Source organism: Salmonella sp. HY31 (assembly GCF_042604575.1).
Taxonomy (GTDB): domain Bacteria; phylum Pseudomonadota; class Gammaproteobacteria; order Enterobacterales; family Enterobacteriaceae; genus Salmonella; species Salmonella diarizonae.
Genome location: NZ_CP170479.1, coordinates 4,305,156 through 4,317,489, shown reverse-complemented (window position 1 = coordinate 4,317,489; position 12,334 = coordinate 4,305,156). Strand labels below are relative to the sequence as shown.

The following is a 12,334-nucleotide window of genomic DNA, read 5'->3' as shown; positions in this document are numbered from 1 at the left end:
TCTGTGAAGAAAGCGTATGGTGATGTTAACAAAATGTCTTTCCTGTAAGGATAACATCATGTCTTTAACGCGTATGCCAGCATTGTTTTTGGGGCATGGCAGCCCGATGAACGTGCTGGACGATAACGATTATACCCGCGCCTGGCGGCGATTGGGGGAAGCCTTACCGCGACCACAGGCGATAGTGGTGGTGTCGGCGCACTGGTACACCCGCGGGACGGGCGTTACAGCGATGGAAAGGCCGCAAACTCTCCATGATTTTGGCGGTTTTCCGCAGGCGCTGTATGACACGCATTATCCGGCTCCTGGATCGCCTGCGCTGGCGCAGCGTCTGGTTGAATTGTTGGCGCCCGTTCCCGTCGCGCTCGATAAAGAGGCGTGGGGATTTGATCACGGCTCCTGGGGCGTATTGATCAAGATGTACCCGAATGCGGATATTCCGGTGGTGCAGCTTAGCGTTGATAGTACCAAGCCGGCGGCATGGCATTTTGAGGCGGGTCGTAAACTGGCGACGCTGCGTGACGAAGGCGTGATGCTGGTAGCTAGCGGGAATGTGGTTCATAACCTGCGGACTGTGCGTTGGCACGGTGAGAATGCGCCTTATCCATGGGCCGTCTCGTTTAATGAGTATGTAAAGGCGAACCTGGCATGGCAGGGGCCGGTAGAACAGCACCCGCTGGTGAATTATCTGCAACATGAAGGGGGCGCCTTATCGAACCCGACGCCGGAACACTTTTTACCTTTGCTGTATGTACTTGGCGCCTGGGATGGCAAGGAACGTATCTCGGTTCCGGCAGACGGTATTGAGATGGGCAGTATAAGTATGTTGTCGGTGCAGGTGGGGTAGGCCGGATAAGGCGCTGAATGATTGCCCGATGGCGTTACGCTCATCGGGCCGACAGGAGAATCTATCCTTCGACAAAAATATGCGGATAGAAGCGGGAGAGATCCTGGGTGATCAGCGCCCGATCTTCACGGATACCAATTCCGGCGGGTTGATCGTTAATCAGCCAGCTACCAATCAGGGTATAACTGTCGCCGAATTTTGGCAGCGGATAGAACTGTTGCACGATCATACCCTCTTCGCCATACGGGCCTTCCACGGATTCGATCGTTTTACCGTTCTCAATAATCGATACGTTCGCCCCTTCGCGGGAGAAGATCGGTTTCACGACATATTTATCCATTGGCGGATGTTCGTCTTCGGCGAAATACGCAGGCAACAGATTCGGATGGTCCGGGAACATCTCCCACAACAGCGGCAACAACGCTTTATTAGAGATAATGCTTTTCCAGGCCGGTTCCAGCCAGCGCACGCCGGCATCTTCCAGCTTGGTGGAAAACATCTCGCGTAGCATAAATTCCCACGGATAGAGCTTGAACAGGTTCGCAATGACCTGATCCTGCAGATCCGTAAATTGACCTTTTTCCCCCAGACCAATATCGTCGATATAGAGAAATTCGGTGGCGATTTCCGCTTCGGCCGCGCAATCCTGTAAATACTGAATGGTGCCGCGATCCTCAACCGTATCGCGACAGCAGGTGAGATGCAGCAACTGAAAACCGTACTGTTCGCGAAGTTCAGCAAAGCGTTCAATCAGCTTTTCCTGCAGGCTATTAAACTGATCGCTGCCTTCCGGCAGATTGCCAGCGTTAATCTGATCTTCCAGCCAAATCCACTGAAAAAACGCCGCTTCATACAGTGACGTTGGCGTGTCGGCATTATTTTCGAGCAGCTTAGGCTCGCCGATGCCGTCCCAGGCCAGATCGAGGCGGGAATAGAGCGACGGTTGTTGCGTTTGCCAGGACTGGCGAACAAAACCCCAGGTATGTTTTGGAATACGAAACTTCGTCATCAGCTCATCGCTGGCGATGACGCGTTCTACCACCTTGAGGCACATCTGGTGCAACTCGGCGGTAACGTCTTCCAGTTTTTCCACCTGGGCGAGCGTTAACTTGTAATAAGCGTCTTCACACCAGTACGGTTCACCATACATCGTGTGAAAATTAAACCCGTATTCAGTCGCTTTATCGCGCCAGTCCGGGCGCTCGGTAATACTGACTCTTTCCATGCGTATCAGCCGCCCATCGAACGTGTTGAAGTGCCGGCAGCGCTACGCTGCATGGTGCTCTGTTTGGCGATGGATTCACCAAAACCGCCGCGGGTAACGGTTGTTGTGGCCGCAGGCTTCGGCGCCATAGCGGTTTTCGGTACGGTCATTGTCCGGCCCGGTTGCGCCGCGCCGTAGTTTTTACCTGCCGCGTCGGTATATTTGCCGTATGCCGGGCTGGCCGGGTTTTTCGAGCTAAACAGCGGCTGTTGCGCAAAGCCTGCGCCGCCGCCCATCAGACGCCCCATCATGTAACCTGCCATCAGCGGCATCCAGAAACTGCCGCTGGATTGTTGGGCCTGCGCCTGATTTTCCGGCGCCATGCCAGCCTGTGCGGGCGCTTGCTGGCACTGACCTTCACCAAACTCGGCAACGCAATCTTCGCGTGTAGCGTACTTAGGCGCAGTACGTTCGGCCTCTTTCAGCGCATTGTTATACGCGGTTGTACACTCCGCGCTTTTGCCCGGATTTGCTGCTGAACAGTCATCAGCGTTTTGATACAACGATACGGTTTCATCGCTTTTTTCACAGCCAGCCAGCATAAAAACAGCCGTAACCGCCAGGGCGACCGGCGTTAAATGCCGCGCGCTCCAGCTTTTGCGAAACGATGCGTGATGGATGGATTTTGTCCGTTTCATATTTGTCTTCCAGGACCCAGTGGTAAATACAACATGCGTTCAGAATAGAGGATGACTGGTCGAAATTGAAGCGAGAAAAGGCGAGAATGCGGCGGAATAGCAGGATCTTTACGTTGTCTTACGTTCAGGCGCGGCTTCATGACAGGTAGCGCCGCGCTTACCAGACCTACAAGGGCATAGGCCTGATAAGCGTAGCGCCAGCGAATAACTTATCAATGCCGGAATGGATTGCCGTTATTGCTGTTGGCGCGGGCGGCGGTCGGCTGTACTGCCGGCGCGGCGCTATGGGCATTATAACCGTCTGCGGCAGCATCCTGCTCTGGTGTTTCCGGCGCTACGCTTTCCGGCGACGTCGGGATAGGTTTCCCCAACGTACTGTTAAGCGCGAGCAGATCCTGCTCGTTCAGCGTACCGAGCGCATATTTGATATTTAACTGATTAATCAAATAGGTATAACGCGCGTTGGCCAGTTGCTGCTTGGCTTCATACAGCGTGGTGGTGGCATCCAGTACGTCAACAATGGTACGCGTACCGACTGAGTAGCCAGCTTCCATCGCGTCCAGAGAACTTTGCGCGGAAACGACCGCCTGTTTGTAGGCGTTGATGCTGCTGATAGACGCGTTAATATTGTTGAAGGAGGAGCGCACGGTCTGCACCACGCTACGGTGCGCGCTTTCCAACTGTTCGCTCGCGCCGACAAAGTTATACTGCGCCTGTTTTACCTGCGAGTTAACCATCCCCCCCTGATACAGCGGCAGGGAGAAGTTCAGGCCGATTTTATTCTGCCCCATGTTGCTATCGTCGTACTGGCTACCTGGACCGTGGGTGTTAGAACCGTTATACGAAGTATCAGAAACGCCGGTCGAGGCCGTTAAATTCAGCGTCGGCAGATGACCGTCCTGCGCCTGGCGGATTTGCTCGCGCGCCAGATCCTGACTCAAACGCGCCTGCAACAGCGACAGGTTGCGGTTTTCCGCTTCCTTCAGCAGGGCGTTAACTGCTTTAGGTTTGTCGGTTTTAAAATGCTCGACGTTAAGCGAGGCCAGCTCTGGATAATAATTGCCGGTCACCTGGCGCAGCTCTTCTACCGCGTTATCCAGGTTGTTGCGGGCGGTAACTTCATTCGCCAGTACGGTATCATACTGCGCGCGGGCGTTTTGCACGTCGGTAATGGCGACCAGACCCACGTTAAAACGTTGCGTCGTTTGATCTAACTGGCGATAGATAGCCTCTTTTTGCGCCTGGGTATAGGAAAGCATATCAATAGCGTTCAATACTTTAAAATACGCGTTCGCGGTATTGAGAATCAGCGTCTGCTGATCGGTCTGATAGGCCACATCCTGAATGCCTGCTGCTTTTTCTTGCAGGGTGAGCCCACGCCATTTCGACATATCAAACAGCGTCTGCGTTAATTGCAGAGAAGCGCTGGTTTGATTGGAGTTGATGCCGTTCGCATCGCGATAACCGTTGCTGTAGGTGTAGTCGGCACCTAAACCCAGTTGCGGCAGTAAAGGACTACGCGCTTCGTTAATTTTTTCGAATGCAGCATCGCGATCGGCAGCGGATTTACGCAATTCCGGGTTGCTCAGGCGTGCTTGCTGATAAACTTGCATCAGGTTCTCTGCCTGGCTTAGTGTGCTGAACCCCGACAGGCTCAGGCCGATAAGGATGGGGAGCAATTTCTTCATTTGCATTCCTTGTTGTGAAGCAGTATTTAGCGCTGATCAATTTGTAAAAATAATTGCTGATTCTAGCAGAATCCGCCACTGCAAAAAGTTGGCGTTACGTGCCATACGAGCCTTAATTGGCACCAATTTACCACAAGGGTGATAAAACAGCAGTCAACCACCCTTGAAATTCATCATTTAATCATTATTGCTAGCAGGGCAGCACAATGCGTAAATCAGACAACTTGCCAGTTACTTTCACCAAAAGCGATGTAGAAATTATTGCACGGGAAACGCGCTACCGCGGTTTTTTTTCATTAGATATGTATCGATTCCGCCATCGTTTATTCAACGGAGAAATGAGTGGCGAAGTAAAGCGCGAAATTTTTGAGCGCGGGCACGCTGCCGTCTTGCTACCCTTTGACCCTGAACGCGACGAGGTGGTGCTGGTCGAACAGATTCGTATTGCCGCGTATGACACAAGCGTTACGCCGTGGCTGCTGGAGATGGTCGCTGGCATGATAGAAGAAGGCGAAACCATTGAGGCGGTCGCCCGGCGTGAGGCGATGGAAGAAGCGGGGCTGACCGTGGGCCGCACCCGACCGGTTATCAGTTACCTGGCGAGTCCTGGAGGAACCAGCGAGCGCTCATCTATTCTGGTGGGTGAAGTGGACGCCACGACCGCGGTAGGTATTCACGGTCTGGCGGATGAAAACGAAGATATTCGGGTTCATGTGGTAAGCCGGGAGCAGGCATACCAGTGGGTAGAAGAGGGGAAAATCGACAACGCAGCCGCAGTCATCGCTTTGCAATGGCTTCAGTTACATCATCAAGAGTTAAAAAACGAGTGGAAAAAATGAAGCGTTATACACCTGACTTCCCTGAAATGATGCGTCTGTGCGAAACCAATTTTTCGCAATTGCGCCGCTTGTTGCCGCGCAATGACGCACCCGGTGAAACGGTGAGCTATCAGGTGGGCAACGTACAATATCGGTTAACGATTGTGGAATCGACCCGATACACTACGCTTGTAACGATCGAGCAAACGGCGCCAGCCATCACCTACTGGAGCCTGCCGTCGCTGACGGTGCGCCTCTACCATGATGCGATGGTGGCTGAAGTGTGTTCAAGCCAGCAGATCTTTCGCTTCAAAGCGCGGTATGATTATCCAAATAAAAAGTTGCATCAACGCGACGAAAAGCATCAAATTAATCAGTTTCTGGCCGACTGGCTACGATTCTGTTTAGCACATGGAGCGATGGCGATTCCGGTTTATTAGCGTCGTGAAACCTAAGGACACCATTTGGAAAGCCTGTTAACCCTACCTCTGGCTGGTGAGGCCCGAGTCAGGATTTTACAAATTACAGATACTCACCTGTTTGCCGAAAAGCATGAAACGCTGTTAGGCGTCAATACCTGGGAAAGTTACCAGGCCGTGCTGGAGGCTATTCGGGCGCAACAGTATGAATATGATCTGATCGTGGCGACCGGCGATCTGGCGCAGGATCAATCCGCTGCGGCTTATCAGCATTTTGCTGAGGGTATCGCAAGTTTTCGCGCGCCTTGCGTTTGGCTGCCGGGCAATCATGATTTTCAGCCGGCAATGTACAGCGCGCTGCAAGAAGCGGGGATTTCCCCGGCTAAACGCGTGTTAATCGGCGAACAATGGCAGATTTTGTTGCTGGATAGCCAGGTGTTTGGCGTTCCGCATGGCGAACTGAGCGAGTTCCAACTGGAATGGCTTGAGCGTAAGCTCGCCGATGCGCCAGAGAGACAGACATTGCTCCTTTTGCACCACCATCCGTTGCCGGCAGGGTGCAGTTGGTTGGATCAGCACAGCTTGCGTAATGCCGGTGAGCTGGATAGCGTGCTGGCGAATTTCCCGCGTGTGAAGTATCTGTTATGCGGACATATTCACCAGGAGCTGGATCTCGACTGGAACGGACGCCGTCTGTTGGCGTCGCCGTCAACCTGTGTACAGTTTAAACCGCACTGCGCGAACTTTACGCTGGATACTATCGCGCCGGGCTGGCGTACGCTGGTGCTTCAGGCGAACGGCGTCCTGGAGACGGAAGTGCATCGCCTGCAGGATACCCGGTTCCGACCCGATACCGCTTCGGAAGGATACTGATGTCTACGCTTCTCTATTTGCACGGATTCAACAGTTCCCCTCGCTCGGCAAAAGCGTGCCAGCTAAAAAACTGGCTGGCGGAGCGTCATCCACACGTCGAGATGATCGTCCCTCAACTACCGCCGTATCCTGCCGATGCGGCGGAGCTACTGGAGTCTCTCGTGCTTGAGCATGGCGGCGCGCCATTAGGGCTGGTAGGATCGTCACTGGGTGGTTATTACGCCACCTGGCTGTCGCAATGTTTTATGCTACCGGCTGTGGTCGTCAACCCGGCGGTGCGGCCCTTTGAATTACTGACCGACTATCTCGGTCAGAACGAGAACCCCTACACCGGACAGCAATATGTGCTAGAGTCTCGCCATATTTATGATCTTAAAGTCATGCAGATTGACCCGCTGGAAGCGCCGGACCTGATCTGGCTACTGCAACAGACGGGCGATGAAGTGCTGGATTACCGCCAGGCGGTGGCATATTACGCCTCCTGCCGTCAGACAGTGACCGAGGGAGGTAATCACGCATTCACGGGCTTCGAAGATTATTTCAACCAGATTGTCGATTTTCTTGGACTGCACAGTTGCTGACAATCAATTCGAATTGCTAATTAAACCATGACGCAAACTTATAACGCTGATGCCATTGAGGTACTCACTGGGCTTGAGCCGGTACGCCGCCGCCCGGGGATGTACACCGATACGACCCGCCCCAACCACTTGGGGCAGGAAGTGATTGATAATAGTGTGGATGAAGCACTGGCAGGTCACGCCAAACGCGTGGATGTCATTTTACATGCCGATCAATCGCTGGAAGTGATTGACGACGGACGCGGGATGCCGGTGGATATCCATCCGGAAGAGGGGGTTCCGGCGGTAGAACTGATCCTCTGTCGGCTTCATGCCGGCGGTAAATTCTCCAATAAGAACTATCAGTTCTCTGGTGGTCTGCATGGGGTGGGGATTTCGGTAGTGAATGCCCTGTCAAAGCGCGTGGAAGTGACCGTGCGCCGCGACGGTCAGGTCTATAACATCGCGTTTGAAAACGGCGAAAAAGTGCAGGATTTGCAGGTTGTCGGCACCTGCGGTAAACGTAATACTGGCACCAGCGTCCATTTCTGGCCCGACGAAAGTTTCTTCGACAGCCCGCGTTTTTCTGTCTCTCGCTTAATGCACGTTCTGAAAGCAAAAGCGGTGCTGTGTCCCGGCGTGGAAATCACTTTTAAAGATGAAGTGAATAACAGCGAGCAGCGCTGGTGCTACCAGGATGGCCTGAACGACTATCTGGGCGAAGCGGTAAACGGCCTGCTGACGCTGCCGGAAAAACCGTTTATCGGTAATTTTAACGGTGAAACGGAAGCGGTTGACTGGGCGCTATTGTGGCTGCCGGAAGGCGGCGAATTACTGACGGAAAGCTACGTCAACCTGATCCCGACCATGCAGGGGGGGACGCACGTCAACGGTCTGCGCCAGGGCCTGCTCGACGCGATGCGCGAATTTTGCGAATACCGCAATATTCTGCCGCGCGGCGTTAAACTGTCGGCGGAAGATATCTGGGATCGCTGCGCTTATGTGCTCTCCGTGAAAATGCAGGACCCGCAATTTGCCGGGCAGACTAAAGAGCGTCTGTCGTCGCGTCAATGTGCGGCATTTGTTTCCGGCGTGGTGAAAGATGCCTTCAGCCTGTGGCTGAACCAGAACGTGCAGGCGGCGGAACAACTGGCAGAGATGGCGATTGCCAGCGCGCAGCGGCGACTGCGCGCCGCAAAAAAAGTGGTGCGCAAAAAGCTCACCAGTGGTCCGGCGTTGCCGGGGAAACTGGCGGACTGTACCGCGCAGGATCTTAATCGGACCGAGCTGTTCCTTGTGGAAGGGGATTCGGCAGGCGGTTCCGCCAAGCAGGCGCGCGATCGCGAATATCAGGCGATCATGCCGCTCAAAGGTAAGATCCTTAACACCTGGGAAGTCTCTTCCGATGAAGTGCTGGCCTCGCAAGAGGTGCATGATATTTCCGTGGCGATCGGTATCGATCCGGACAGCGACGATCTGAGTCAGCTGCGCTACGGCAAGATCTGTATCCTGGCGGATGCGGACTCCGATGGTTTGCACATCGCTACGCTGCTTTGCGCGCTGTTTGTCCGACATTTCCGCGCGCTGGTGAAGAATGGACATGTCTACGTCGCGCTGCCGCCGCTATACCGTATTGATTTGGGTAAAGAGGTCTATTACGCGCTGACGGAAGAAGAGAAGGCGGGCGTACTGGAACAACTGAAGCGTAAGAAAGGCAAGCCGAACGTACAGCGGTTTAAAGGCCTGGGTGAAATGAACCCGATGCAGTTACGCGAAACCACGCTTGATCCGAATACTCGCCGCCTGGTGCAGCTCACCATTAGCGATGAAGACGATCAGCGTACTAACGCGATGATGGATATGCTGCTGGCGAAGAAACGTTCTGAAGATCGACGCAACTGGCTACAGGAAAAAGGCGATCTCGCGGATCTGGATGTGTAACGGTTGTTGCACGCTTTATCCGGTCTGCACACCGCAGGCCGGATAAGCGAATCTGGCATGACGCCGTAGCCTGATGGCGACACTTGCGCATCTCATCAGGGCTACGTCAGACGATGGTAATAACTTAAACGCCGGATTCCAGAATACGAATATTCATTTCCAGCACATCGTCTTTTACCGCGTCGCTATAGGCTTTCATATGTGGGGTTTGCAGATGCGCCTCAAGGTGCGCAACGCTTTCCCACTGTTCAATCATCACGATCGAGTCAGGCGCTACAGTCTGAAAACTCACGCCCGCGGCATGATCCACCATCGGCGCGTAACCGTGGCAACCCTCTTCTTTAAGAACGGTTGGAATGATTTTCGCAAACTGATCGAGGACGGCCTGACGGTGATGTTGGCCCGGACGTGTGCGAATTTCGGCAATGACGGTAAGCATGGTTAACTCCTTCTAATTCCAGGATGACCAGTTAAGCAAAAATTTCGCTCAGATGCTTGCGATATTCTGCGGTATAGCGCGGAACATCCGGCATTTTAATCACGTCGTTGGCAATAAACGTTGGCAGCGCGTCCATGCCCAGGAACTGGTTGGCTTTATGGAATGGCAGATAGACGCCATCTACGCCTACGCCGTGGAAAAACTGATCTTTTTCGGTAAATGCTTCCATTGGCGCATTCCACGTCAGTGACAGCATATATTTTTTCCCCTGCACCAGACCGCCGGAACCGTACTTTTTCGCGGCATCGGAACGCGTGCGGCCATCGCTGGCATAGAGCGTGCTGTGACCTTCGGTAAAGACATCATCCATATATTTTTTTACTGTCCACGGCGCGCCCATCCACCAGCCTGGCATCTGCCAAATCACCACGTCAGCCCAGACGAAATTCTGCACCTCTTCTTTAATGTCATAATCGCTGTCGGCACGGACGATCTTAACCTGATGACCCAGATCGCGCAGAAGCCCATCGGCAACTTCGGTCAGGGTGTCATTCAACTGGCCGTTGGAGTGCGCGAATTTTTTCGCCCCGTTGATAATCAGTATGTTGCTCATTATTTTCCCTCTAAGGAATGCGTTTGCTGCTGATTCTACGCTGACGGGCGGTACGGTGAAATTAGCAAAATGTGCAAAGTCTTTTGCGTTTTTGGCAAAAGTCTCTGCTACCAGCGTACTACGGCCTCAAATCCACCTTCCGCGGCGTTGCCAAACGACACCGTCATGCCGTGCAGCGTAGCGATGCGGCGGACTATTGATAATCCCAGACCGCTGCCGGTCACACTTTGGCCAGGCGGGCGATAAAAACGCTCGCCGATATGCGTCAGAATCTCTGGCGCTACGCCGGGGCCGTTATCTCTGACGGTGAAGCTGCGGGCATGTAAGGTAACGTCGACGACGCTGCCTTGCGGACTGTAGCGAATCGCATTATCCAGCAGGTTACGCACTAACAGGCTTAAGAGTAGCGGCTGACCGGTACGTATGACGTCATGGGCGTTAAGCTGTAAACGCACGTCGATATTCGCCTGCTGCGCCGGATGATAAATGTCCATCACCGCGGACTGCAGCAGCTCTTCCAGCGAAATCTCCGCCACATCCTGCAAATTATCGAGCGAATCGAGGCGCGATAACGTCAGTAGCTGATCGACCAGCCGCGTGGCGCGATCGATCCCCGCATGGAGCTGGGTCAGCGCTTTATCTCGCGTCAGCGGATCGTCTCCCGAGAGTTGCGCCACCTCGGTTTGTACTTTCAGCGCGGCCAGCGGGCTGCGCAATTCATGGGCGGCGTCGGAGGTAAATCGCCGTTCGCGCACCATCATGGAGTGGATGCGGCTAAAAAGCTGATTAAGTGCTTCGACCAGTGGGCGAACCTCGCTCGGTACGCCTTTGGCGTCGAGCGGTGTCTCCGATTCCGGCGATCGGAAACGTAGCGCCTGCGCCAGCTTCTTCAACGGTCTGAGCTCGCGGTGAAGCAGGAGTAATAAAATCAGTAGCATGAAGGGAAGGGCGCTCAGCCACGGCGTTAATTGCGCCGCCACGATCGCCAGCGCCATATCTTCGCGGTAATCCCACTCCTGACCGACGACGATACGATAATTACCGTCCGCCGAGTTCAACCACAAAAAACGCCAGAGGTCGTTGTCATCTTTCAGATAGCCATTGTCGAAACCTTCCCGGCGATAGCGATACGGAATATCCTGACCGTTATCGCCATCATGCAGCAACATTTTGCCGTCAGCGGAAAAGATGGCGAACGCCAGCGCATCGTCATCGATATGCCCATGTTTTAATTTCTTTGGCGTATGCGCCATGCGCTGCGGGGCGTTGATCTCGTTAAGATCGAGGGTGCTAAGCCGTCTGGCGAACAGCATCAACTGTGTGTCAAACAACTCGTCGACATTATCCGTCGTCTTTCTCCAGGCCACAAAACTGGAAATTGCCCAGGTGATGGAGACCAGAATCAGGAAAATAAGCGTCAGCCTGACGCGCAGGCTAAGACGTTGCGTCAATTTCATGCGTCACCCAGGGTGTAGCCGATGCCGTGTACGGTGCGAATAAATTCGCTGCAGAGCTTGCGGCGTAAATGATGAACATGGACTTCCACTGCATTGCTGGACACGTCGTCATCCCAGTTATACAGCTTCTCTTCAATAAGCTTGCGCGGCAGCACGCGACCTTTGTTGCGCATTAACAGTTCCAGCAGCGCGAACTCTTTCGGTTTTAGGGCTAGAGGTTCGCCGGCAAGTGTCGCGACGAGATTACCTGGATTGAGTGTCACCTGGCCGTGGCGCAATTCGCTACTGGCCTGACCGCTGGCGCGGCGTACCAGCGCCTCCAGACGGGCTGCGACCTCAATGAGCGCAAAAGGTTTACATAAATAGTCATCGGCGCCCAGACGTAGCCCCTCGACGCGCTCTGCTAACGCATCGCGCGCCGTCAGGATCAGTACCGGTTCCTGTTTACCCTTTTCGCGCCATTCGCGCAAAATATCCCGTCCGTCCATCCCTGGCAGCGTCAAATCTAAAATGACCGCATCATAAGGCGCGCTGTAAAGCGCCTCTTTGCCCGGACGTCCCTCGGTAAACCAGTCGACGCTGAAACCCATTTTACTCAGGCCCGCTTTTATGCCATCGCCAATAAGTGTGTCATCTTCTACCAGTAAAATTCGCATCTGTTCTTCCCTGCGGTAACTCGCGTTACCGTCAGTTAACCTTGTCGCCGCAGGCGATGTACAGAAAAAAAGAATCTTTTTTTGCCTTAAGAAGTTGTTAAGGATTAACTTATTAAATGGA

13 protein-coding genes are annotated in these 12,334 nt (G+C 53.8%); 6 read left to right on the top strand and 7 right to left on the bottom strand.

Going from position 1 to position 12,334, the window contains the following annotated elements:
- Positions 1–58: 58 nt before the first annotated feature.
- Entirely contained in the window at positions 59–847 is a 789-nt protein-coding gene (gene ygiD, locus ACE15A_RS20650; protein ID WP_023248573.1) for a 4,5-DOPA dioxygenase extradiol, read from the top strand.
- Positions 848–908: 61 nt separating this feature from the next.
- Here ygiD and ACE15A_RS20645 read toward each other — a convergent pair whose 3' ends face one another.
- The 3 genes from ACE15A_RS20645 to tolC form a co-directional block, all read right to left on the bottom strand.
- On the bottom strand, positions 909–2,072 hold the full coding sequence (locus ACE15A_RS20645; protein ID WP_000442833.1) for a glutathionylspermidine synthase family protein: 1,164 nt from the start codon (positions 2,070–2,072) through the stop codon (positions 909–911).
- Between the two features lie 5 nt (positions 2,073–2,077).
- Positions 2,078–2,749 (bottom strand): DUF1190 family protein, encoded by a 672-nt coding sequence (locus ACE15A_RS20640; protein ID WP_053508222.1) that lies wholly within the window; start codon positions 2,747–2,749, stop codon positions 2,078–2,080.
- A 212-nt stretch (positions 2,750–2,961) separates the two neighbouring features.
- Positions 2,962–4,443, bottom strand: a complete 1,482-nt coding sequence (tolC, locus tag ACE15A_RS20635; RefSeq protein ID WP_072158659.1) for an outer membrane channel protein TolC — start codon at positions 4,441–4,443, stop codon at positions 2,962–2,964.
- A 200-nt stretch (positions 4,444–4,643) separates the two neighbouring features.
- Here tolC and nudF point away from each other — a divergent pair, with 200 nt between their 5' ends.
- Genes nudF through parE form a run of 5 tightly spaced genes read left to right on the top strand, consistent with a single transcriptional unit; the run spans position 4,644 to position 9,048 of the window.
- Positions 4,644–5,276: an ADP-ribose diphosphatase gene (nudF, locus tag ACE15A_RS20630; RefSeq protein ID WP_023248570.1), complete on the top strand. Its 633-nt coding sequence runs from the start codon at positions 4,644–4,646 to the stop codon at positions 5,274–5,276.
- A complete protein-coding gene (locus tag ACE15A_RS20625; protein WP_000833404.1) occupies positions 5,273–5,695 on the top strand; it encodes a DUF1249 family protein in 423 nt (140 codons plus the stop codon). Before nudF ends, ACE15A_RS20625 begins: the two co-directional genes overlap by 4 nt.
- Positions 5,696–5,719: 24 nt before the next feature.
- On the top strand, positions 5,720–6,547 hold the full coding sequence (cpdA, locus tag ACE15A_RS20620; RefSeq protein ID WP_023248569.1) for a 3',5'-cyclic-AMP phosphodiesterase: 828 nt from the start codon (positions 5,720–5,722) through the stop codon (positions 6,545–6,547).
- Complete coding sequence (gene yqiA / locus ACE15A_RS20615; RefSeq protein ID WP_000105725.1) at positions 6,547–7,128, top strand: esterase YqiA; 582 nt, start codon at positions 6,547–6,549, stop codon at positions 7,126–7,128. Before cpdA ends, yqiA begins: the two co-directional genes overlap by 1 nt.
- Positions 7,129–7,155: 27 nt before the next feature.
- Positions 7,156–9,048, top strand: a complete 1,893-nt coding sequence (gene parE / locus ACE15A_RS20610) for a DNA topoisomerase IV subunit B (protein WP_000195315.1) — start codon at positions 7,156–7,158, stop codon at positions 9,046–9,048.
- Between the two features lie 124 nt (positions 9,049–9,172).
- On the opposite strand, the gene ACE15A_RS20605 is transcribed toward parE, so the two are convergent.
- From ACE15A_RS20605 to qseB, 4 genes are all read right to left on the bottom strand, one after another.
- Positions 9,173–9,487 carry a putative quinol monooxygenase gene (locus ACE15A_RS20605; protein ID WP_000958589.1) on the bottom strand — a complete coding sequence of 105 codons (315 nt, stop codon included), beginning with the start codon at positions 9,485–9,487 and terminating at the stop codon, positions 9,173–9,175.
- A gap of 31 nt (positions 9,488–9,518) precedes the next feature.
- Positions 9,519–10,100, bottom strand: coding sequence for an NAD(P)H-dependent oxidoreductase (locus ACE15A_RS20600; protein ID WP_053508220.1), 582 nt, complete (start codon positions 10,098–10,100; stop codon positions 9,519–9,521).
- A 107-nt stretch (positions 10,101–10,207) separates the two neighbouring features.
- The gene (qseC, locus tag ACE15A_RS20595; protein WP_053508218.1) at positions 10,208–11,557 is read right to left on the bottom strand and encodes a quorum sensing histidine kinase QseC; all 1,350 of its coding nucleotides are present in this window, start codon (positions 11,555–11,557) and stop codon (positions 10,208–10,210) included.
- The gene (qseB, locus tag ACE15A_RS20590; protein WP_053508216.1) at positions 11,554–12,213 is read right to left on the bottom strand and encodes a quorum sensing response regulator transcription factor QseB; all 660 of its coding nucleotides are present in this window, start codon (positions 12,211–12,213) and stop codon (positions 11,554–11,556) included. The genes qseC and qseB overlap by 4 nt, the downstream gene beginning before the upstream one ends.
- Positions 12,214–12,334 lie beyond the last annotated feature (121 nt).